The sequence below is a fragment of the Bacillus sp. lyk4-R2A-2 genome (assembly GCF_030209735.1).
Lineage (GTDB): Bacteria > Bacillota > Bacilli > Bacillales > Bacillaceae > Bacillus > Bacillus pumilus.
Map to the genome: position 1 here is coordinate 26,444 of NZ_JARVRK010000016.1, position 22,546 is coordinate 48,989.

The window sequence follows — 22,546 nt, forward strand, 5'->3', positions numbered from 1 at the left end:
AAAAGCGTCCACTTTATGCAACATTCACCACTTGACCCTGAGATTAGTATCCGTCACATCAACCGTAATATACACGAGAGACAAACAAATTTTTATGAAGATGGAATGGTTTCTTTTTTCACATCTTGAAGACCCCGAAGCATATTCAGAACGATTTCAAGCCATTCCCCTGTCTTCTTGCCTTTCGTTTGGACAGAAATAATTAGCTTGCTGCCTTCCATTCCTAGGCCAATATCACGGCCATATTTACTGCCGAGGGCAAATAATTTTTGACCGTCGATTTCACTGCTTGCTTGCTCTTCAAGGGTGAGCCTGACAATGCCTTTCTCCATCTTGATCAGTTCGACACGTTCCTGCACTGCGTATACTTTCATCGTCGCAATCGTGAACAAGTCCGCCACTTCTTGCGGATATTCACCGAATCGGTCGATCATCTCATCTTGAAGCTCTTTTCGCTCTTCAATTGATCCAATCGCTCTGAACTGTTTATACATCTCGATCTTTTGCTTCCCATCCGAAATGTAAGTGTCCGGGATGTAAGCATCGATTTGCAGATCGATTTCCGGTTCGAATTTATCTTGAGCCGTTGTATCGCCTCTTCTTTCCTCAATGGCTTCTTTCAGCATTTGAGAATAGAGGTCGAATCCAACAGAATCAATGAATCCATGCTGCTGTGCACCAAGTAAATTTCCTGCTCCTCGAATCGTTAAATCACGCATCGCAATTTTAAATCCTGATCCGAGCTCTGTGAATTCTTTAATAGCTTGAAGTCTCTTCTCTGCTACTTCAGAAAGAACTTTATCTTTTCGATACGTGAAATAAGCATATGCGACCCGATTCGAGCGTCCTACTCGTCCTCTTAGCTGGTACAGCTGAGAAAGCCCCATTTTATCCGCATCGTGGACGATGAGCGTGTTCACATTTGGAATGTCGACTCCCGTTTCAATGATGGTGGTACTGACCAATACATCTGATTCACCTTCAAGGAAATTGATCATCACTGATTCCAGCTCGTTCTCACTCATTTTCCCATGTGCATAGCTGACTTTCGCATCTGGAACTAACATAGAGATTTCATCTGCTTTTCGTTCAATATCCTCGACACGGTTGTACAGGAAGTACACTTGACCACCGCGTGCTAGTTCTCGCTCAATCGCTTCTCTGACTAAAGCGCCATTGTACTCGACCACATAGGTTTGAACAGGGAAACGGTTTTCAGGCGGTGTTTCAATAACCGATAAATCCCGTACGCCAAGCATAGACATATGCAGCGTACGCGGAATTGGCGTAGCCGTTAATGTCAGTACATCGATATTGGCTTTCATCTGTTTAATTTTCTCTTTATGGGTCACACCAAAACGCTGCTCTTCATCAATAATCAACAAACCTAAGTCTTTATAGACAATATCTTTAGAAAGCAAACGGTGTGTACCAATAACCATATCAATCGTTCCATTTTTCAACCCTTTTAACGTTTCGGTTGTTTCTTTTCTTGTACGGAAACGGCTCAGCTGAGCAATTTTGACCGGATAGTCTTGGAATCGGTCCATAATCGTGTCAAAATGCTGCTGCGCTAAGATGGTTGTCGGCACGAGTAGAGCAACTTGCTTCCCGTCAGCAATCGCTTTGAAGGCGGCTCGAATCGCCACTTCTGTTTTTCCGTATCCCACATCTCCACAAAGTAGGCGGTCCATTGGACGCTCCCGCTCCATGTCTTGTTTGATTTCATGAATCGAACGGATTTGATCATCTGTTTCCTGGTAAGGGAACGCTGATTCAAACTGGTGCTGCATCTCATGATCAGGCGAGAAGGCATACCCTTTGCTTGCCTCACGCTCTGCGTACAGCTTAATGAGATCATCTGCGATGTCCTGTACAGAGGACTCTACTTTTTTCTTCACACGTTTCCAATCGCTGCCGCCTAGTTTGTACAGCTTTGGCTCTTTACCTTCTGATCCCACATATTTCTGTACCTGATCAATTTGTTCAACCGGTACATAAAGCTTGTCGCTTCCTTGATAATGAATATTTAAATAATCTTTATGAATGCCGCCGATTTCAAGCGTTTCAATTCCTAAATACTTACCGATCCCGTGGTTAATGTGCACCACATAATCGCCGACTTGAAGCTCTGAATAGCTCTTAATTCGCTCTGCATTGGTCAGCTTTTGCTTACGCGCCTGCTTCTTCACACGTTTCTTGAAGAGCTCGCCTTCTGTGATCACGGCAATTTTTGATAACGGCAGTTCAAAGCCTGTTTGCAGCTCACCTTGTAAAATATACACCTGCCCGCTTACAAGCTCTGCGTCCGGCTTGGCAAGAGCGGCTTCAATGTCATAATCATGTAAGACAGAAGACAGTTTGTCTGTCCGCTCTTCATCCGCACCTAAGAAGACAACTGTATATTGTTGTTTTTTGTAGCGTTCAATTTCACTTGCAAGCACATTCATCTGACCGTGGAAATTCTGCATTTGCTTACTAGATACATTGACGATATTTTGCGGATTTGTCTGCTGGACATGTCTCAGGAACAAGGAGTAGTACAGAATCGACCGCGATTGCTGATTGATCAGTTGTTGGAACGGGAAAGAAAGGGATAAATCATGAAGAATATTGCCTTCTTCAAGCAGGCTAATTGTCCAATCGGCTTCTTCCTGCTCAAGCTGTTCTTCCATCTCCTGAATCCTGCTAATTTCATCTAAAATAATAATCGTATCCTGTGAAGTGTAATCTAGCAAACTAGCAGGTTTTTCATAGAAATAGGACAAGTACTTCGTCATTTCCTGTGTCACGATACCTTCTAGCAGCTTCTCTCGATCAGCAGAAATATGTTGATGCAGCAATTCTTTTTGCTGGTCCGAGTTGAATTTCTTTAAGCTCTTCGCAAGTCCTTGATCAAGCTGTTCAATGGCTCTCACTCGTTCAGGCCCTCTCACAATCAGCTCTTTTGCGGGACCGATTTTAATTTCTTGAAGTGTTTCTAATGAACGCTGTGTATCCGAGTGGAACGTTCGAATTGAGTCTACTTCTGTATCAAACAGCTCAATACGAATTGGATGATCTTCCGTTAACGAATAAATATCTATGATTCCTCCGCGCACACTAAAATCTCCGGGCGCAGCAACCATTGACGTCCGGTCATAACCGATTTGTACAAGCTGTTTTGAAAACGCCTCCAAATCAATTTCTTCACCAAGCTTTAAATGGATCTGACTCTCCTTCCAGAGCTCAACTGGCGGAAGCATTCGACGCACCGCAGCAGCCGGGGTGACGATAATGGGGGTTTCTCCATTCGCCAGCCGGTTCAGAACATCTAGACGCTGTGCTCTGAGCTCAGGGCTTGCAACGGCAATTTCTGAAGCAATGAGTTCATTCACAGGATAAAGAAGGACCGAGCGATCTGACATCACACTGGCAAGATCATCTGTTACCTTCTGCGCTTGATACAAGTTGTGAGTCACAATAAACATTGGCCGCTTAAGTTCGTCTGATATAGCGGCTGTAAATAAAGATCTGACGGAGCCTGATAGTCCGGCGAGCAGCTGTTCTTTTAACCCTTCCTTTAGCCCATTAAAAATGGACTGAAAATCATCACTTTGTTTGATAAATGATTGTATATTTTTCATTTGGCTCCTCCTCCCTGCTTGTTTAAAACAGAAAAACGCTTTGGTCTATTATCTACACCAAAGCTTTTTATTGAATAAAGGTATGATACTGATGGTAATCAGGATTTCTTTCGAGCGCCTCTTGGCAATCCTCACAAATGGTTTGTACATGTAAATCACCATTTTCCCTATAAGAAATCATATCGTTTCTTTCCTCATTTGTTAAGTGATGAAATCCAAGTGCTTCACTTTGAACAGCGGATTCATCTAGACTGCCAACCTTTACACCACAGTGCCGGCAGTAATAATGCAAAGCCATACGTGATCCTCCCATGCTGAGATTTTATGATCAGTATGTGCTTTGCTTATCATTCTTATACCTTTTTGTTAAAATCATTCATCACTTCTAAAAATGGCTTAGTTAAAGCCGCCTCACAAGCTTCGACAGACGCCTGAATGGCTGATGCAATGTCAGGCTGCTCCTCTTCTGAAAAGCGTCCTAGCACGTAATCGACGACCTTCATGCCATTTTGAGGGCGTCCAATGCCAATACGGAATCGATCAAACTCAGGTGACCCTAAATGCTGAATCAACGATTTGATTCCATTATGCCCGCCAGCACTTCCTTTTGTACGCAAACGAATCCGGCCAGTTGGCAAATCAAGATCATCATAGATGACTTTCAAATGTTCAAGAGGAATATCATAGTAATCCATTAGCGGACGCACGCATTCTCCTGATAAGTTCATATATGTAAGCGGCTTTACAAGTAGAACCTTTTGCCCTGAAACAAACCCTGTTCCAAACAGTCCATTGAATTTTGACTGATTTAAAGGGATGTCCCATTTTTTCGATAATTCATCTATTGTCATAAACCCGACATTATGTCTTGTTTTTTCATATTCTTTTCCTGGATTACCTAATCCAACGAATGCAAGCATGAAACCAATAACCTCCTTTGTCACAAAGCACACGCCTAAAAAATGAGCCAATAGGATTGCCTCATGTAAAACGTATGAATTCTTTTCATTCTAGCACAAAAGACGCAACCGCGGGAGGGTTACGTCTCTAAATGACCAGTTATTCTCCATCGTTATCCTTTTCTTTAATGGCCTCAGGTTCTTTTGGTTCCTCTGCGCTATCTGGTTCAGGAACCTCTGATTGCTGAGGCGGTAAAATGGATGCCACGACTTCTTCTGGATCGTTATTCACTTGATATGATGACTGAACAGACAAATCAGCGACTGTTAGGACATCATTCACTTCTAAGTTTGTAATATCTGCTTCTATATGCTGAGGGATATCTTTTGGTTTCGCTGTAATGGATAGTTCAAATAGTGGCTGCTGAAGCACACCGCCATCTTTAACTCCTTTAGATTCGCCAATCAGTTGAACAGGTACATCCGCTTCAATTTCACGCTGTAAATCGACCACTTGGAAATCTGCATGGACAAGCTCATTTTTCAGCGGGTCTGTTTGTAATTCTGTGACCATCACAGATTTTGTTTCACCATTCACGTCTAGTGTGATGATTGTATTCTTCCCTTCATCACGTAAGGTCTTTAATAAATCGATGCTGTCTAGTGAAACAGCCAGGTTGTCTGTATTTTTTCCGTATATGACACCAGGAACGTGTCCTGAATGACGGATTTTTTGCAGTGTGGAACGTTTGAAATCAGTTCTTTTATTTGCTTTTAAAGTTGCCATATTCAGCACCATCCTATTTCATTTTTGTCACTACTCTCATAATTACCCATAACCGAATCATTTTAAACCTATTTGCTGTGAATGATGATAGCAAAAAGACCCTAAGCGGGTGCCTAGGGCCTTTTTTAATCAGAAAATTAGCTGAAAAGGTAGCTCACAGATTCTTCTTCATGTACACGGATGATGGCTTCTGCAAGCAAAGGCCCAACTGAAAGTGGAATGAATTTTCCAACTTTCTTGTCATCTGTTAAGTGAATACTGTTTGTCACAACTAATTCTTTAATTTTAGAATTTGTGATACGTTCTACTGCTGGTCCAGACAATACTGGGTGAGTACAGCAAGCATAGACTTCAGCCGCTCCATTTTCCACAAGTGCATTTGCAGCAAGTGTAATGGTACCAGCTGTATCAATGATATCATCGATGAGAATCGCCGTTTTGCCTTCAATGTTACCAATAATGTTCATCACTTCAGCAACGTTTGGCTTTGGACGACGTTTGTCGATAATTGCGATTGGCGCTTTCAGGCGATCTGCCATTTTACGCGCACGTGTTACACCACCGTGGTCAGGAGATACAACGACGATATCATTCAAGTTTTTCTGTTCGAAATAGTTTGTTAAGATTGGCACAGCCATTAAGTTATCGATTGGAATATCAAAGAAACCTTGGATTTGCGGCGCATGAAGATCAAGTGCAATGACACGTGTAGCACCCGCTGTTTCAAGTAAGTTCGCAAATAGCTTCGCAGTGATTGGCTCACGAGGTTTTGCCTTACGATCTTGACGTGCATATCCGTAATAAGGGATCACAATATTGACCGTTTTCGCAGAAGCGCGTTTTAGTGCATCTACCATAATGAGCAGCTCCATAATGTGCTCATTCACTGGCGCACTAGTGGATTGAATGACATAACAATCACAGCCGCGGATACTTTCTTCAATATTGATTTGGACTTCACCGTCACTAAAGCGTTTAACAGAGCTCTTTCCTACATCAACTCCGATACGATCGGCAATTTCTTTCGCAAGTTCAGGGTTTGAATTCAAAGAGAATATCTTTAAATTCGCATCAGCATAACGATTAGACATGGTAAACCTCCGGGTATTTGGATTATTTTTTATGAATATTTTTCACATAATCTTCTTTATTGACTTGTCTTGCTCTAGCAATAGACAATGCATCCTGCGGTACATCTTCTGTAACCGTTGAACCAGCTGCAACATATGCCCCTTTTCCGACAGTGACTGGTGCCACGAGATTAGAATTACAGCCAATAAAAGCGCCATCTTCAATCTTCGTTAAGAATTTGTTCTTCCCATCATAGTTGACTGTAATAGATCCACAGCCAAGGTTTACATCAGTTCCGACCTCTGCATCTCCAATATAGCTTAGATGAGATGCTTTGCTGCGGTCACCGAAAACCGTTTTCTTGATTTCGACAAAATTCCCGATCTTCACTTCATCGCCAATTTTCGACAACGGGCGAATATGAGCAAACGGCCCAATTGTCACATCGACTCCAACCTCACTATCGCAGACGACAGATTGCTTAATCACTGTGCGGTCTCCGATGATGCTGTCAACAATTTCAGTGTTTGGCCCAATAGTGGCGTCTGCACCAATTTTCACATTCCCTTTGATGACCGTCCCAGGATAAATCATTGTATCTTCACCGATCACTGCATCAGGTGAAATATACGTGTTCTCAGGATCAATCAAGGTCACACCATTCTTCATATGCTGATGATTAATACGTCGCTTCATGAATTGCTCTGCTTGTGATAGAGCGATACGATCATTGACTCCAAGTGTTTCTTCAAAATGCGGTGTTTGATATGCTGCAACCGTTTGTCCTTCATTCTTTAAAATTTCAATGACATCTGGCAAATAGTATTCGCCCTGTGCATTTTCATTCGACACTTGCTCAATCACACGGAAGAGATCTTCATTTGAAAAACAATAAGTCCCTGTATTAATTTCATTCACTTGACGTTCCGCATCATTCGCATCTTTATGCTCCACAATTTTCACGACAGCACCGGTTTCGTCACGAATAATACGACCATAACCTGTCGGGTCATCCGCATGTGCTGTTAAAATAGTGACTTTCGCTTGATGTTTTTGATGCTCGCTCAACATAGCTTCCATTGTTTCCGCTGTCAATAATGGCGTATCACCACAAATGACAATGGTTGTTCCCTTTTCCTGCGCAAGGAACGACTTTGCTTGCTTGACGGCATGTGCTGTTCCCAGCTGTTCTTCTTGAAGTGCATACTCACTTCTGTCTCCAAGCTGCTCTTTGACGTTCTCTGCTCCATGACCGACAATCGTCACTAGCTTGGCTAAAGAAAGCTTTAACGCTTCATCTGCCACATGCTCGACCATTGGCTTTCCGCAAACTGGATGAAGTACTTTGTATAGCTTTGACTTCATTCTCGTTCCTTTTCCCGCTGCTAAAATCACTGCGAACCGCTTATCCATTGATTGGCCTCCAATATCCCTATTATCCATAGAAAAATATATCCTAAATAAGGACTGATTTCAAGGATACATGAGGAAGTACAATATTTTTCTAACGGATGAAACATATAAGACACATGAGGAAAAACGCAAAAAAGACAGCATTTAAAAGAAAACATCCATTTTCTCTTAAAGCTGCCTTTTTAGGTTAACGTATCATTAAGAAGCTCCAGCTTCTTCATATTCAATTGTCTCTTCCTCTTCGCCTAAGCGATGATATTCATTTAATACAGCATCTTGGATTTTTCCCCGAGTACCTGAATTAATTGGATGTGCAATGTCGCGAAACTCTCCATCAGGCGTGCGTTTGCTAGGCATTGCAACAAACAAGCCATTGTTTCCATCAATCACACGAATATCATGAACAACAAATTCGTGGTCCAGCGTGATGGATGCAATCGCCCTCATGCGACCATCGGTATTCACGCGGCGTAATCTTACGTCAGTAACTTCCACAGTAGTTCACCACCTTTTCCCAATATAAAAGCATTACTTAGGTATTCAACGATTGTGGTGATTCTCCTGCTCTTTTTTTAAACTTTTTTTGAAATATCGGGATATTTATACATTTTTTGTCATTTTCGTGACGACGCTTACATTCTCTGCGCGAAAAAAAGACATCATGATGATGTCTTTTCCTGCATATGATGAAACCAAACGGCTTTAGTTACGATTGCCTGTTTACTTTACTAATGCAATCACTTCAATTTCTACGAGTGCATCCTTAGGAAGTCTTGCCACTTCCACACAAGAACGAGCTGGCTTATGTGTATGGAAATACTCACCATACACTTCATTTACTTCTGCGAATTGTTCCATATCTTTGATAAAAACTGTTGCTTTCACGACTGTTTCAAAGGAAGCACCTGCTGCTTCAAGTACGGCCTTAAGATTACGGAACACTTGATGAGTTTGTTCTTTAATATCTCCATTTACAAAGTCTCCAGCTGCCGTTAATGGAATCTGCCCGGAGCTGTAAAACATGTTATTGACAATAATCCCTTGAGAGTAAGGTCCAATGGCTGCTGGTGCATGTTTGGTTTGAACAACTTTTGTCATATCAATCTCTCCCATTCAACTACATGTTTATCAATGCTTAAGCTTTCGAATGAAAAAACTCGTGGAAATTGCCTTCATTGATCTCAATGATCTTCTGCTTCATATCAATGGTTGAAAGCTTTAAAAGCGATACATACTCATCAACGAGACGTTCATCTACGCCTTCATCTTCTAAAAGAACACCGATCCCTGCAACATTTGCATTAAATTCCTCAAGCAAATTCACCATGCCGTTAATGGTTCCGCCAGCTTTCATAAAGTCATCAATGATCAGGACATTGGATCCTTTATCTAAGCTCCGCTTTGCAAGTGACATGGTTTGAATTCGATTAGACGAACCTGACGCGTAGTTAATACTTACAGTTGATCCCTCAGTTACTTTATTATCTTTTCTAACGATCACAACCGGCACATTTAAATAACCCGCAACAGAATAGGCAATAGGAATACCCTTTGTCGCAACAGTCATGACGACATCAATCGCACGATCTGCAAAGATGGTCGCAAATAGCTTACCGATTTTCGCAAGGATTGAAGGATTCCCTAAAACATCGGTTAAATATAAATAACCGCCAGGAAGTACACGTTCAGGAGTCGATAGAGCTTCTCCGATATCGTTTACCACGTCGTCTGCTTCTTTTAGGTGAATCTTCGGAATATATTTCACTCCGCCAGCAGCACCAGGTACAGTAAGCAATGTGCCTATTCCCTGCTGTTCGAAGGTCTGTTTGATAATCGTTAAGTCTTCACTAATGGAGGACTTCGCAGATTGATATCTTTCTGCAAAAAAAGTTAACGGTACTAGTACGTGCGGGTGGGCTAACAAATAATTTGTTAAGTCCACCAATCTGCCGCTTCGACGAAACTTCATGAACTTACCCCCAGAACCCGAATAATTTATGATAAATATAACTTAATATACGGATTTAATCAAGGGCATTTTGTTCGCCGATCATGCGGACAGCGTATACTTGATCACAAAATCCTCTCAGTCCGTTATATATTCTTTGTACCTTCGATTCATATTGAATCAAGCCAAATACTGTAGGGCCGCTTCCACTCATTAAAACAGCGTCAGCACCGAAACGCTTCATCTGTCTTTTGATCATATCTACTTCTGGATACATCTTTAATGTCACAGACTCTAGAACATTTCCGAGTGAGCCGCACATCTCTTTATAATCTTTCGCTTCAATCGCTTCAATCATACGCTTTACATTCGGGTGTTCTACTTTGCTTGCGTCATATTGTCTATAGACTTCAGCTGTAGATACCCCAATCACCGGCTTCGCTAAAATCACCCAGCAATGCGGCGGTGTCGCAATATGCTGCAGCTTTTCTCCACGTCCTGTCGCTAGTGCTGTGCCTCCGTGTACACAAAAGGACACATCTGAGCCGATCTCCGCTCCAAGCTCAGCTAGTTCATCTAACGTGAGGTTCAGCTTCCACAAACGATTTAAGCCGCGAAGTGCTGCTGCTGCATCACTGCTGCCTCCAGCTAACCCTGCTGCGACTGGAATTGTTTTTGTGATGACAATGGATACACCTTTTTGAATACCGAACCTTGTTTTAAGTAATTTAGCCGCCTGATAAGCCAAATTACGCTGATCATCTGGCACAAATCGATTATGAGATGATACACGGATTTCATCCTTGTCCAGCTCCGTCAGCTCAAGTCGATCTGCAAGGTCTATTGTTGTCATCACCATCTCCACTTCGTGATATCCATCCGGTCTTTTTCCATGAACATCAAGTGAGAGATTAATTTTCGCCGGTGCTTTTTCTAAAATACGCAAACATTTCACCTACTTCTCCATCTAAACATAAGTATCAATATTGTATCACATTTGATCGATCTGATGAATATAGGCTTTTACGCTGAGCACACTGACTTTTTCATCAAAAAAAGCCAGAGACACCCGAGGTATCCCTGACCGTTTTTCTATCGTTGATTCTCATCCTGAGCCATGTGCTGTTGAGCTAATTCAATAGCACGTTTGACCATATTACCTGCGTCACGCGCACGAATCTCTCCCCAGCCTCCATTTTTGACGGTATCATAAAATCCAAGATCCTTCGCCAGCTCGTATTTGAACTCATCTGACATAATGCCTCGGCGTCTACCCAAACGAAACAGCCCCTTTAGTCGAGAATTCGAATCAGTGCCACCGCTTGTGTGGCTTTCTTATTTTGTATCGAATCCTTTCTTTTACCCCTTTCAAAAAATGGACAGACTCCCATTCAGAAAAAAAGGCAAAACAAAAAGCAGTAAACAAAAAGTTCACTGCCCATTAATAGGCGACTGAGCTAGCGGTATCATCGAACGTTAATTCGACCGTCTCAGTCAGTATATCTGCATAACTATAAGAAACTCTTTCAAACGAATTCTCATCTTGATCTAATTGAATCACAAATACAGAAGGGTACGTTTCAGCTAAAATGCCCGAACGCTCAATTGTTTTACGGCGGCCCCCGTTAGCCTTTAACGTCAAACGTTTACCTAAGTTACCATCAAGCGATCTTTTGATGTCGGACAAAGTCTTCGCCATTGCATCCACCTCACTGAGATAATTATACAACAACGGCCCGTTTTTGTCAAATAAAAATTAAATTATATCAACGAACACGAGCCATTGTCAACAAAATAATTTTGACAAACTTCTACCTTTTCTCCTCCCTATTTTTCTCAATTTCCGGTGAATTATGTATCCTTTTGCAATTTCTTTTTGAACATAAAAAAAACCAGACTGAAATCAGTCGGGTTATGTCGATTCATGATCTCTTTTATATGGCATACCTACCCTTAGAACACCCTTCGTCTCGATGCCTCCGAGCCCTTTTTCTCTTGTTAATGTATTTCGGAGCACATCCCACACGTTGATTCGATCTACAAATGGAGTAAAGCTGATCTTCGCAACGATATAGACGGGGTCGAGCGCATGGATATTCACACGGGAAGGCGAGCTCGCAAAATTGGCACCTGCTTGGATCAATGATTCGAAATGAGATTGACAGGCACCAGCAAAGATCACAAGCTGATCTAAATGAGGGATTTTCCGTCTGGCTTTTTGAACCGTTTCAACGAAATGCCGAGAATGACGATATGCACTGATATCATGTACGCCGCCCTTTTGCTTGGAATACGCATCATGTCCTGTGATAACCAATATATCTGGCCGATATTGATCAATTAACGAGTCAATCATGCTTGGCATTTTCTTCTCATGGCAATGCACCCCATACACAGGTACACCAATTCGTTCATATACATCTAAGCATTTCTTTAAGTATGAAGCATCTCCATCTAAATGAAGGACCTTTCCAGGCATGTGAAAATACTGCTCCTGATGCTGATATTGTCCAGAAGTATAATACTCTTGTTTTTCCCGCAGCAGCTGATAATCCTGTCTTAGTAAATCGAGCGATTCATTGATTTTTCTTTCGTCATTTTTCTCTCTAGTCAGCTGTTCCTCTTTTTGAACCTTGACGAGATCTGACAACTTGGCATCAGCAATCAGCCTCACTTCATTCCCATGCAATATGGCGGTGGCTTCGTGCTGATCGGTCTCATCAATTCGAATAATTCGAAACAAAATATCCATTTGATAGGATGCCCTTGTCACCATATCTCCTATTTGAAATTGCATGCTTTTCACTCCACAATCAGGCTCATATCCTGTTGGTATCGTCTTGCGCTAAATATGTTCGCTTTCATGGTGCTGTTCTTTCTAGCCTATGCCCGAACAAACGAAGTGGTGAAAAACAAAAGAAAAAAGCCCTTAAGACAGGGCTTTTTGTAAAACATTCGCCAAACGGGCAAATTCCTCAATGGATAATGACTCGCCGCGGCGCTTTCCATCAATGTCTGCTGTTTGAAGTGCTTCTTCAATGATCGCTTTATGTTGCTTTCCATCAGGTAAGTTGTTCATGAGATTATTCATCAATGTTTTTCGGCGCTGACCAAAGCTCGCACGGATCAATTGAAAGAAAAACTCATCATTTTCTACTGAGACAGCAGGCGTTTCACGAACGGTCAGCTTGATCACAGCCGAATCGACATTTGGCTGTGGAACGAAAACCGTTTTAGGCACAACCATCACCGTTTTCGCTTCCGTATAGTATTGAACTGCGATAGACAGCGAATTGTATTCCTTTGATGAAGGGACAGCGGCCATACGATCTGCTACTTCTTTTTGCAGCATGACTACAATCCCTTTCAATGGAAGGTTTTCTTCAAGCAGCTTCATAATAATCGGTGTCGTCACGTAATATGGAAGGTTGGCGACAACCATCACTTCTTTACAGTCAGCAAAATTTTCCTCGATGACCTTTCCCACATCTGCCTTTAATACGTCTTGATGAATGATCGTAACATTATCATATGGAGAAAGTGTATCGTTTAAAATGGGCAATAACCGCTGATCGATTTCAAACGCGGTGACTTTCTTTGCACGCTTAGCGAGCTGCTCGGTCAATGCACCGATACCAGGCCCAATCTCAATCACGCCGGTCTCATCCGTCACCTCTGCGTGATCGACAATACGATCGAGTATATTTGTATCAATTAAAAAGTTCTGCCCTAAGCTCTTTTTAAAAGAGAAACCGTATTTCTTCAGTATTTCCTTCGTTCTGATGGGTGTCGCTATATCTTTATTCATCGGCTTCCTCCTGCATGACGGTCTTTAAGGCCGCAATAAAATCATGTTTGGTTATTTGGAACATGTGAAGGCGCTTATGCAGCTGCTTCGCATTGGTATATCCTATATTTAATAGCACACCTAGTCGTTCTCGGCGGCGTTTCGATGATTCGCCTCCGATTAGGCCTGCGTCAAATAAGTCATCTAATGTAATGTCACTTTCCGTTACTTCCATTTCCTCATGGACATGGGCAAGGCATTCCCGAATACTGTCCAAGGAAGCATGCTCGACACCAATTCCTTTGTCCCGCTTCGCCTTCGCAAGATGTTTTGGCAAAAATGCGTGCTTACAGCCAGGAACCGCTTCTGCGATGGTTTTCCGGATCTTCTCCCCAGGGAAATCAGGATCAGTTAAAATAATGACCCCTCTCGTCTCCTGAGCAAGACGCACTTGTTGAATAACTGTATCGCCAATGGCTGATCCGTTTGTTTCGATCGTATCTGCATCAACTGCCATCTTCACTCTCGCAGTGTCGTCACGACCTTCCACCACAATGATTTCTTTGATTTTCATGTATTCCTCCGCTTGCAAAAACAATAAACAATTTTTGGTTAAAAAATGAAACCTTTCTTGCTGTTTTTGCGTCTAATTAATTAGAAAACAGTGCTTCTATTATAACCAAAAAAACAGAGGGTGCGCAAAGCCCTCTGTTCATATAAATGATTTGATGTGTTTATTTGAGTACTCTAATTTTCACTCGTTTATTTCCCCATTGATAAGCTGCCGACTTATTTGGGACGAACACATCAATTTTATTCCCTTTTATAGCAGATCCAGTGTCTGATGCAACGGCATATCCATAGCCTTCCACATACACTTTAGAGCCTAGCGGAATGACACTCGGATCAACTGCTATGACCTTTGCACCTGGATTTGATTTTAAATTATAGCCAGTTGACGTTCTGCCCGTACATCCAGCACAGCTCGCTGTATAGGCTGTCGATGCCACATAAAATTCTTTTCCTGACGATTCATTGCTTCTTGAAACGGCAGGTGTCGCTTTAGGCTCTTTTTGGGACTCTTGTGTACCAATGGCCACTAAACGATCCTTGCTATCTTTTTCAGTCACTTCTTTAATCAATTCTTTAGACACCACTTTGCCGTTTTCTTTCACAATGGCATAGTGCTTCTTCAATTTACCTTCTTCACCTTTTTTAAGCACCTTCTCTTTTCCTTTTTCAAGAGAACGATCCTTTTTATGTTTGGTATCAAAAGCAATTTTCTCTTCCACTACATCGGTGACTTTTTCCACCCGAGTGATCTGGATATCTGCGCTTTTATTAGAAATGTGACTATGTAACGCAGGTTTGATCTTATCGTGCTTCTTGAGCTTCAGCTCTTGTTGCTTTAAAAAGTCAGCGACCGTAGTCGAAGTGGTCCACACTTTTTTCTCTTTTCCTCCATCATTTACGCTGACCTGGAAGGCCTGCTCAACCACAAGATCCATATCCTTTTTAATCTTGTTATTCTTTCCTGGAGTTACTTGATCGTGCTTCCCAATATCTATCTTCTCATTCTTCAATAATGCTCCAACCGTCTGATCTGTTGTCCATATCGTTTTCTCTTTCCCATCTAGGGTCAGATGAACCGGTATAGCCGCATCATACACAATGTTCATGTTGTCTTCAATCTTTGTATTTAGACTTGGAGAGATATGATCCTCCGCCTTGGTCTTTATTCCAAGGTCTGAAAACAGCTGTGCTACTGTCTCTTCATGTGTACGAATTGTCTTCTCTTTACCATTGATTGAAATGGTAATAGACTGCTTAGTGAGCTCATGCGCACCGTAAGCCGTCCCAGTTCCAGCTAAAAGCAAGCAAACAACTAGTAATAAAACCTTGCCTTTTCCTAGCTTAACAGAAAACAGATTTTTCATTTTTTGTACGATGAAAAACGCCTCCTTCTCCTCGGAGAGATTATATAGAGTATCTCAAAACCTGTCAACCCTTCCACCCACTGTACAAAAATGCTCGATTGTAACCCTATTATGGGAGATTAATGGAAGGAAGGGAAGAAAGACTTATCGACAACTTATCCTATGAAGAGGCGTAAACGTGTAGAACATTTTCGTTATGTTTCACAAATGGACAAGCTTAAACAAGGATTGACATCATATACTGTCAGTTTATACCGAAAACTTTTTTCGCATTTTTTGTGGTCAATTCAGCAAGCTCTTCAAAGCTTATTTCTCGTAACTCCGCAATTTGTTCTGCGATATATTTCACATAACTTGGCTCGTTGCGTTTTCCTCTAAATGGCGCTGGTGTTAAGTATGGGCAGTCTGTTTCAATCAAAAGTCGGTCACTTGGTATGTCTTTGACAACTTCCTTCGGTTTTTTGGCATTTTTAAATGTCACGGGTCCACCGAATGAAATATAAAAGTTCATATCCATACACGCTTTTGCGATTTCTAGGCTGCCAGTAAAGCAATGCATAATCCCTCCAACTTCAGCCGCTCCCTCTTCCTTTAAGATCGTCACGACATCTTCCGTTGCGTCACGATTATGAATAATGATCGGAAGATTCACTTCCTTCGCAAGAGCAATTTGACGTCTAAAGACTTCTTTTTGCACATCTTTTGGCGACTTGTCCCAATAGTAATCGAGACCCATTTCTCCAATTGCAACGACTTTTTCATGTTGAGATAATTCTTTGATCCACAGCAAATCTTCATCTGTCATATCGATGGCGTCGACTGGGTGCCAGCCAATGGCTGCATAGATGAAATCATACTCTTCAATTAATTCCATTGCTCTCGTAATTGTCGGGCGGTCAAACCCTACCACTACGATTTTTTCGACTTTTTCACTCTTCGCTCTTTCGATCACCTGCTCTAAGTCTTCATTATATTGTTCCGCATTTAAGTGGGCATGTGTATCAAATAACATCGTTGATTGCTCCTTTCGACAATTCTTCTAAAAAACAAAAGGTGTTCGACGAAATGTTACACGTGGAACACCTTTGTTGATTTATAAAATTTTTGTTCCATTTGCTAGAGATTGATCCACTTCAAGAACCTGCAATTTCCCGCTAGTTTCTCCAGTTAAAATCATTCCCTGGGAAATTTCCCCTCTGAGTTTAACTGGTGTGAGATTTGCTACACAGACGAGCTTCTTCCCTACTAATTCCTCAGGTTGATAATGCTTGGCTATCCCTGAAACAATTTGTCTCTTTTCAAATCCAAAATCAAGCTGCAGCTTTAAGAGACGATCTGCTTTTTTCACTGGGGCTGCTTCCAGTACCTGTGCGACTCGAAGATCAACTTTTGAGAAATCATCAAAAGCAATTTCTGCTCCTAGCTCAGGTAATTCTGTTTCTACTTTCTCTTCTTCTACCTTTGGTGCACTTCCCTGCATTTTCTCTTTAATATATGCTACTTCTTCTTCAACCTCTAAACGCGGGAACAAAGGCTCGCCTTTTTGTACCGTCGCTTGTTGAATCGCACCGAAAGATAGAATGCTATCCCAGCTTTTAAGCTTCTCTTCTTCAATGCCAAGCTGGAAGAAAATTTTCTCAGGTGTTTTCGTTAGGAAAGGCGTTAAGAGCACTGCTGTGATGCGGAGTGATTCTGCTAAATGATACATCACAGAATGCAGCTCTTTTCGTTTTGTTTCATCCTTTGCCAGCACCCAAGGAGCTGTCTGGTCAATATATTTATTGGTTCTGCTGATTAATGTCCAAACATTTGAAAGAGCCACAGAGAATTCAAGGTTTTCCATCGCTTCTTCATAGGCTTTGACTGTTTGCTCAGCTACTGCTTTAAGCTCCTCATCAAACTCATTAACTGGACCCTTATAGCTGCTTAATGTACCGTCAAAATATTTTTGAACCATCGCAACTGTACGGTTAAGCAAGTTACCTAAGTCATTGGCAAGGTCATAGTTTACACGTTCCACGAATCCTTCTGGTGTAAACACACCATCCGCACCAAATGGTACTTCACGAAGGAGGTAATAACGAAGGGCATCAAGACCGTAGCGATCTATTAATGTGACCGGATCTACTACGTTCCCTTTTGATTTAGACATCTTACCATCCTTCATCAACAGCCAGCCGTGTGCGAAAATTTGTTTCGGCAGCGGCAGATCGAGTGCCATCAGCATAATTGGCCAATAAATCGTATGAAAACGAACAATTTCTTTCCCTACGAGGTGCACGTTGGCAGGCCAATATTTTTTATATTTTTCATCCTGATCAGTTCCGTAACCAATCGCAGTTAAATAGTTGAACAACGCATCAATCCATACATAGATGACGTGCTTTGGATTGTTTGGAACTTTAATTCCCCAGTCAAAGGTTGTTCTTGATACAGCTAGATCCTCTAAACCTGGTTTGATGAAGTTATTGATCATTTCATTCTTTCTTGATTCAGGCTGAATGAACGTTGGATTCTTTTCGTAATAGTCTAGTAAACGATCCGCATACTTACTCATACGGAAGAAATATGATTCCTCTTTAATTAATTCGACAGGATGTCCGCTGTCAGGGCTTTTCCCGCCAGTGACTTCTCCTTTTTCATTCCGCTCAACATCCACAAGCTGTGTTTCCGTATAGAATGTCTCATCAGGAATACTGTACCAGCCTTCATATTGGTCTAAATAAATATCGCCTTGATCAAGCAGCTTTTGAAACACTTGCTCAATGATTTTCGTATGTCTTTTTTCTGTTGTACGGATGAAATCATCATTGGAAATGTCGAGTTTCTTCCATAGTGATTGAATGTCTGCTACGACAGGATCTAAATACTCGATCGGTGTGATGTTTTGTTCTTCAGCTTTTTGCTGAATTTTTTGTCCGTGCTCATCTGTACCCGTTAAATACATCACATCATAGCCTTGAAGACGTTTATAACGAGCCATAGCATCCCCTGCTACTGTCGTATAAGCATGTCCAATATGTAATTTTCCGCTCGGATAGTAAATAGGTGTTGTCAGATAGAACGTTTTTTTCTTTTCCGGCATGTTGGAACCTCCTGCGTGTGTGTAAATGTCAAAAACTCCCGCCCAATGGACGAGAGCGGTTATCATCATTACATGAAAATGTGTTAGATCCATTTATTAAATTTTGCACTTGTGCTTTCTCTATGATACCATCTTAGCCTTTAAGATCAAGCATATATACATAGAACAAGATGAAATGATCGAAAAAGATGAGTTTTTCGAAAAAAACGACAAACCTGTCGACATTTTGTCGAATATTGTCGTATGAAATCTATCTCCAGATTTACAATTGGCTAATTTAGGGCAAAAGTCTTGTTAATCTGAACTCGTCATTTCTCATATTTTCATAGAAAAAAGCCGCAAAATCCTTATAAATCAGTAGTTTCAAGGTCTTTTGACTTTAAGAGTCATATTTTACAAACAATAGTAAACAAAATGATTGACGATTTATGGAAACCTTGTTATGCTATGAATGTAAGGAATTTGTCGAATAATGACGAAGATAATATTATATTAAGAATAAGAACTCTTTGGGAGGAGAATGAAGATGAAATCTACAGGTATTGTACGTAAAGTTGACGAATTAGGGCGCGTGGTGATTCCAATCGAACTTCGCCGTACTCTAGGAATCGCTGAAAAAGACGCTTTGGAAATTTATGTTGATGATGAAAAAATTATCCTAAAAAAATATAAACCAAACATGACTTGCCAAGTTACAGGTGAAGTATCAGACGATAACCTTAAACTTGCTAATGGTAAATTAGTTCTTAGCCGTGAAGGTGCAGAGCAAATCATTAACGAAATTCAAAACCAACTTCAATCACAAAAATAAGTTTGATATAAAGAAAGGTTCTTGCACCGTTTGCAAGAACCTTTCTTTATTGTTCAATATGATAGGCATCGTATATGGTGCGCTTTGGTACACCGCGTTCGACGGCTGTATGTTTAATGGCTTCCTTCGACGTTAATCCTTCCCCTATGTAATGGATTACGTGTTCCTTTTCAGATAAGGACTTCCACCAGACATCTTCATTTAGCTCTTCTTCATCTTGATCGTTACCTTGTACGACTAGACAGAATTCACCTCGGATTTGATTCTCTACCGCCCATATCAGCACAGACTCTAAATCTCCACGAATAAACTCTTCAAATTTTTTCGTTAGTTCTCTCGTAATGGCGATATTCCGGTTGCCCCACACTTCCTTCATCAAAGTCAGCGTTTCTTTTAACCGATGAGGCGCTTCATAGAAAATGATTGTTTCTTGACGCTTCTTCAAAGCTTCGAGCTGTTTTTTCTTTTCCTTTTTTTGTCGGTCAAGAAATCCATAAAAGAAAAATGGCTGCGGCGTGATCCCTGAGGCAATGAGTGCTGTAAGTGCAGCATTTGCTCCAGGTAACGGAACGACATAACCGCCGATATTCGTAAAGTCACGGACCACTTCAGCACCTGGATCAGAGATCGTCGGTAAACCAGCATCGCTCACGAGTGCGATGTTTTTTCCTTCTTTTAACCATTCGATCAACTTGTGGCCGCTACTGTCTTTGTTATGCTCATGATAACTCGTTAATGGCGTATCAATTTCATAGACATGACAAAGTTTTTTCGTTTGTCTTGTATCCTCTGCGGCAATATAGTCTACATCTTTTAATGTTTGTATGGCTCGAAACGTCATATCTTCTAAATTGCCAATTGGGGTTGGGACGAGATATAGAATGCCCATATCTGATTGACCATCAAAGCTTTTCTGTGTTTTCATGTGCCGCCTCCTTTTCAATACGCATTTCTTCTATATAAAGATCCTTCTTTTTCCGTGTCCACGTTTTGAAACGATATTCTTGCTGCATGGCTTCTCTTTTGGTTGCAAAACATTCATGATAATACAGCTCAACTGGCCGTCTTGCTCTTGTATACTTTGCTCCCTTTCCACTATTGTGGGTCGTCAGTCTTTTTTGTAAATCATTTGTATAACCTGCATATAGGCTGCCGTCTGCACATTTCAATACATAGAAATAATGATTATGCTTCTCCATACAGTATCGTCCTGATTTCCTCAGTATACTCTTGATCATCTCCATAAACAAAAAGAGGCGGGAGAATTTTCAGGTCTGGTTTTCCATCTTTTATCCCCTCTACTAAGATGGTATTGGCTTCCTTACCCTGTTTTGGATAAACAAATTGAATTCGTTTTGGCTCAATTCGGTACTTCTTCATCAATTCCACAATCTCAAGCAGCCGTCCCGGCCGATGAACCATCGCCAGTTTCCCTCCTTGCTTCAGCAGCGTGGAAGAAACGCGAATGACATCTTCTAATGTACAATGAATTTCATGCCGAGCAATGGCCAAGTATTCATTCTCATTGATTTCTTCTTTAGAAGGTGTCTTAAAATATGGTGGATTACATGTGATGACATCTACTTTGTGATTGCCGTAGCGTGCTGGCATATCATTCAGATCGCCATGAATCAGTTCTATCTGCTTTTCAAGTTGATTATACGCCACACTTCTTTTTGCCATATCAAACAGCCGCTCTTGAATTTCGACCCCAGTAATGGAAGCCTTAGATCGAGTCGAAAGCAGCAATGGCACAATGCCATTTCCCGTGCAAAGATCAATGATCTCTCCTTTTTGGATGGGCACATACGCAAATTTTGCTAATAACACTGCGTCCAATGAAAAGGCGAAAACCGTTTTACTTTGAATAATTTTCATATCTTCGGCGAGCAAATAATCTAATCGTTCATCTTCTCTTAACGAAACCATGATGTATCCTTTCTTTTCCTGTGAAAAAGGCTTCCGATTCAGCGGAAGCCTTTTCTCATTTTTTATTTAAAAATGACAGACAGAACAAACAGTCTCCCTCTTTACGTATGCTTCCATAATGTACATTGCAAATATGGAAGCCCTCCTGATATAACCGAGCCAGGTTATCATGACCTTCTCCTATATCAGAATGACCTGGTTTCTGAGCAGAATCATTCTCTGTCTCAGACGATTTGTCCCGATCGGACTGATCCAGACGTTCACGCAAGTGCTGATTCTCCATCTGCAGCTGATGATTTTCTTCAATCACTTCACCGATATGATTTTTCAAATCACCTAACTGGCGATAAAGAGAACCAATTTGTTCTTCTAAATTGATCACCGTATCAAATAGTTCCTTTTTATCCAAGGTGGCACACCTCGTTACTCAGTTGTTTGTGCAGATACAACGCCTTCTTGTAATAATTCTTCCCAAGTATATTCTACCACTTTTTCTTGCCCGGTTAATTCAACTTGCAAAATTCGTTCTAAAATGTTGAGCCCTACTACCTTTGCAGAGCCACTAGATGTTTGAATCGTTTCACCGATATCCGGCAATTGTTCTTTCGCTGTTTCATACTCATCATTCTCATATTTCAAGCAGCACATCAAACGACCGCAAAGCCCTGAAATTTTCGTGGGATTTAGCGACAGGTTTTGATCTTTTGCCATCTTAATGGATACTGGTTCAAAGTCTCCTAAGAATGTCGAACAGCAAAGCATTCGCCCGCAAGGTCCTATGCCACCCAGCATTTTTGCCTCGTCTCTTACACCAATCTGGCGAAGTTCAATTCTCGTTTTGAAGATCGATGCAAGATCCTTCACTAGCTCACGGAAATCTACTCTGCCATCCGCTGTGAAGTAGAAAATGACCTTGTTTCGGTCAAATGTAAATTCAACATCAACCAGCTTCATTTCAAGACCGTGTTCACTTACCTTCTGAAGACATGTATCAAAGGCTGTCATCGCTGCTTCTTTGTTTTCCTCAACGATGAGTCGGTCTCGTTCGTCTGCTACACGAATCACCTTACGCAGAGGAAGAACGACATCGTGTTCATCTACTTTTTTATTAGCGATGACCACTTGTCCGTACTCAACTCCTCTGACCGTCTCTACAATGACACAACTATCATTTTCTATATGAAATCCATTAGGATCGAAATAATAGATTTTGCCCGCTTTTTTAAAGCGAACACCAATTACGTTGTACAAGC

24 protein-coding genes are annotated in these 22,546 nt (G+C 41.3%); 1 reads left to right on the forward strand and 23 read right to left on the reverse strand.

Annotated features, from left to right (window positions below):
• Positions 1 to 92: 92 nt before the first annotated feature.
• From mfd to metG, 18 genes are all read right to left on the reverse strand, one after another.
• A complete protein-coding gene (gene mfd, locus QRN39_RS18240) occupies positions 93 to 3,626 on the reverse strand; it encodes a transcription-repair coupling factor (protein ID WP_284907841.1) in 3,534 nt (1,177 codons plus the stop codon).
• Between the two features lie 67 nt (positions 3,627 to 3,693).
• Positions 3,694 to 3,924: an anti-sigma-F factor Fin gene (gene fin, locus QRN39_RS18245; RefSeq protein ID WP_003217967.1), complete on the reverse strand. Its 231-nt coding sequence runs from the start codon at positions 3,922 to 3,924 to the stop codon at positions 3,694 to 3,696.
• A 55-nt stretch (positions 3,925 to 3,979) separates the two neighbouring features.
• A complete protein-coding gene (gene pth / locus QRN39_RS18250; protein ID WP_212046561.1) occupies positions 3,980 to 4,546 on the reverse strand; it encodes an aminoacyl-tRNA hydrolase in 567 nt (188 codons plus the stop codon).
• Between the two features lie 139 nt (positions 4,547 to 4,685).
• Entirely contained in the window at positions 4,686 to 5,312 is a 627-nt protein-coding gene (locus tag QRN39_RS18255; protein WP_003217956.1) for a 50S ribosomal protein L25/general stress protein Ctc, read from the reverse strand.
• A 137-nt stretch (positions 5,313 to 5,449) separates the two neighbouring features.
• A complete protein-coding gene (locus QRN39_RS18260) occupies positions 5,450 to 6,403 on the reverse strand; it encodes a ribose-phosphate diphosphokinase (RefSeq protein WP_003217907.1) in 954 nt (317 codons plus the stop codon).
• Between the two features lie 22 nt (positions 6,404 to 6,425).
• The gene (gene glmU / locus QRN39_RS18265) at positions 6,426 to 7,796 is read right to left on the reverse strand and encodes a bifunctional UDP-N-acetylglucosamine diphosphorylase/glucosamine-1-phosphate N-acetyltransferase GlmU (RefSeq protein WP_003217924.1); all 1,371 of its coding nucleotides are present in this window, start codon (positions 7,794 to 7,796) and stop codon (positions 6,426 to 6,428) included.
• A 198-nt stretch (positions 7,797 to 7,994) separates the two neighbouring features.
• A complete protein-coding gene (spoVG, locus tag QRN39_RS18270) occupies positions 7,995 to 8,291 on the reverse strand; it encodes a septation regulator SpoVG (RefSeq protein ID WP_034324487.1) in 297 nt (98 codons plus the stop codon).
• Between the two features lie 225 nt (positions 8,292 to 8,516).
• Positions 8,517 to 8,894: a 2-iminobutanoate/2-iminopropanoate deaminase gene (ridA, locus tag QRN39_RS18275; protein ID WP_003217959.1), complete on the reverse strand. Its 378-nt coding sequence runs from the start codon at positions 8,892 to 8,894 to the stop codon at positions 8,517 to 8,519.
• A gap of 37 nt (positions 8,895 to 8,931) precedes the next feature.
• Positions 8,932 to 9,765 carry a pur operon repressor gene (purR, locus tag QRN39_RS18280; RefSeq protein ID WP_003217919.1) on the reverse strand — a complete coding sequence of 278 codons (834 nt, stop codon included), beginning with the start codon at positions 9,763 to 9,765 and terminating at the stop codon, positions 8,932 to 8,934.
• A gap of 55 nt (positions 9,766 to 9,820) precedes the next feature.
• Positions 9,821 to 10,690, reverse strand: a complete 870-nt coding sequence (gene ispE, locus QRN39_RS18285; protein ID WP_034620899.1) for a 4-(cytidine 5'-diphospho)-2-C-methyl-D-erythritol kinase — start codon at positions 10,688 to 10,690, stop codon at positions 9,821 to 9,823.
• Between the two features lie 146 nt (positions 10,691 to 10,836).
• Positions 10,837 to 11,022 (reverse strand): small, acid-soluble spore protein, alpha/beta type, encoded by a 186-nt coding sequence (locus tag QRN39_RS18290; RefSeq protein WP_012008653.1) that lies wholly within the window; start codon positions 11,020 to 11,022, stop codon positions 10,837 to 10,839.
• Positions 11,023 to 11,185: 163 nt separating this feature from the next.
• Positions 11,186 to 11,443 carry a biofilm formation stimulator Veg gene (gene veg / locus QRN39_RS18295; RefSeq protein ID WP_003217979.1) on the reverse strand — a complete coding sequence of 86 codons (258 nt, stop codon included), beginning with the start codon at positions 11,441 to 11,443 and terminating at the stop codon, positions 11,186 to 11,188.
• Positions 11,444 to 11,656: 213 nt separating this feature from the next.
• A complete protein-coding gene (gene yabG, locus QRN39_RS18300) occupies positions 11,657 to 12,541 on the reverse strand; it encodes a sporulation peptidase YabG (RefSeq protein ID WP_034620903.1) in 885 nt (294 codons plus the stop codon).
• A 132-nt stretch (positions 12,542 to 12,673) separates the two neighbouring features.
• Positions 12,674 to 13,552, reverse strand: a complete 879-nt coding sequence (gene rsmA, locus QRN39_RS18305; RefSeq protein WP_251191533.1) for a 16S rRNA (adenine(1518)-N(6)/adenine(1519)-N(6))-dimethyltransferase RsmA — start codon at positions 13,550 to 13,552, stop codon at positions 12,674 to 12,676.
• The gene (rnmV, locus tag QRN39_RS18310; RefSeq protein ID WP_012008650.1) at positions 13,545 to 14,105 is read right to left on the reverse strand and encodes a ribonuclease M5; all 561 of its coding nucleotides are present in this window, start codon (positions 14,103 to 14,105) and stop codon (positions 13,545 to 13,547) included. Before rnmV ends, rsmA begins: the two co-directional genes overlap by 8 nt.
• Before the next feature lie 160 nt (positions 14,106 to 14,265).
• Complete coding sequence (locus tag QRN39_RS18315; protein ID WP_284907842.1) at positions 14,266 to 15,468, reverse strand: G5 and 3D domain-containing protein; 1,203 nt, start codon at positions 15,466 to 15,468, stop codon at positions 14,266 to 14,268.
• A 244-nt stretch (positions 15,469 to 15,712) separates the two neighbouring features.
• Complete coding sequence (locus tag QRN39_RS18320; RefSeq protein ID WP_050945797.1) at positions 15,713 to 16,480, reverse strand: TatD family hydrolase; 768 nt, start codon at positions 16,478 to 16,480, stop codon at positions 15,713 to 15,715.
• Positions 16,481 to 16,561: 81 nt separating this feature from the next.
• Positions 16,562 to 18,553, reverse strand: a complete 1,992-nt coding sequence (gene metG, locus QRN39_RS18325; RefSeq protein ID WP_284907844.1) for a methionine--tRNA ligase — start codon at positions 18,551 to 18,553, stop codon at positions 16,562 to 16,564.
• A gap of 520 nt (positions 18,554 to 19,073) precedes the next feature.
• Here metG and QRN39_RS18330 point away from each other — a divergent pair.
• Positions 19,074 to 19,364 carry an AbrB/MazE/SpoVT family DNA-binding domain-containing protein gene (locus QRN39_RS18330; RefSeq protein WP_087975202.1) on the forward strand — a complete coding sequence of 97 codons (291 nt, stop codon included), beginning with the start codon at positions 19,074 to 19,076 and terminating at the stop codon, positions 19,362 to 19,364.
• A gap of 46 nt (positions 19,365 to 19,410) precedes the next feature.
• On the opposite strand, the gene rsmI is transcribed toward QRN39_RS18330, so the two are convergent.
• The 5 genes from rsmI to ricT are packed head-to-tail and all read right to left on the reverse strand — an operon-like array spanning position 19,411 to position 22,544.
• The gene (gene rsmI / locus QRN39_RS18335; protein ID WP_284907845.1) at positions 19,411 to 20,289 is read right to left on the reverse strand and encodes a 16S rRNA (cytidine(1402)-2'-O)-methyltransferase; all 879 of its coding nucleotides are present in this window, start codon (positions 20,287 to 20,289) and stop codon (positions 19,411 to 19,413) included.
• Positions 20,267 to 20,563: a GIY-YIG nuclease family protein gene (locus QRN39_RS18340; protein ID WP_003217970.1), complete on the reverse strand. Its 297-nt coding sequence runs from the start codon at positions 20,561 to 20,563 to the stop codon at positions 20,267 to 20,269. The genes rsmI and QRN39_RS18340 overlap by 23 nt, the downstream gene beginning before the upstream one ends.
• Positions 20,550 to 21,293 carry a tRNA1(Val) (adenine(37)-N6)-methyltransferase gene (locus QRN39_RS18345; RefSeq protein ID WP_044140390.1) on the reverse strand — a complete coding sequence of 248 codons (744 nt, stop codon included), beginning with the start codon at positions 21,291 to 21,293 and terminating at the stop codon, positions 20,550 to 20,552. Before QRN39_RS18345 ends, QRN39_RS18340 begins: the two co-directional genes overlap by 14 nt.
• Positions 21,294 to 21,348: 55 nt before the next feature.
• On the reverse strand, positions 21,349 to 21,702 hold the full coding sequence (yabA, locus tag QRN39_RS18350; protein ID WP_003217957.1) for a DNA replication initiation control protein YabA: 354 nt from the start codon (positions 21,700 to 21,702) through the stop codon (positions 21,349 to 21,351).
• A gap of 14 nt (positions 21,703 to 21,716) precedes the next feature.
• On the reverse strand, positions 21,717 to 22,544 hold the full coding sequence (gene ricT / locus QRN39_RS18355) for a competence/sporulation regulator complex protein RicT (protein ID WP_003217932.1): 828 nt from the start codon (positions 22,542 to 22,544) through the stop codon (positions 21,717 to 21,719).
• Positions 22,545 to 22,546: the final 2 nt, after the last annotated feature.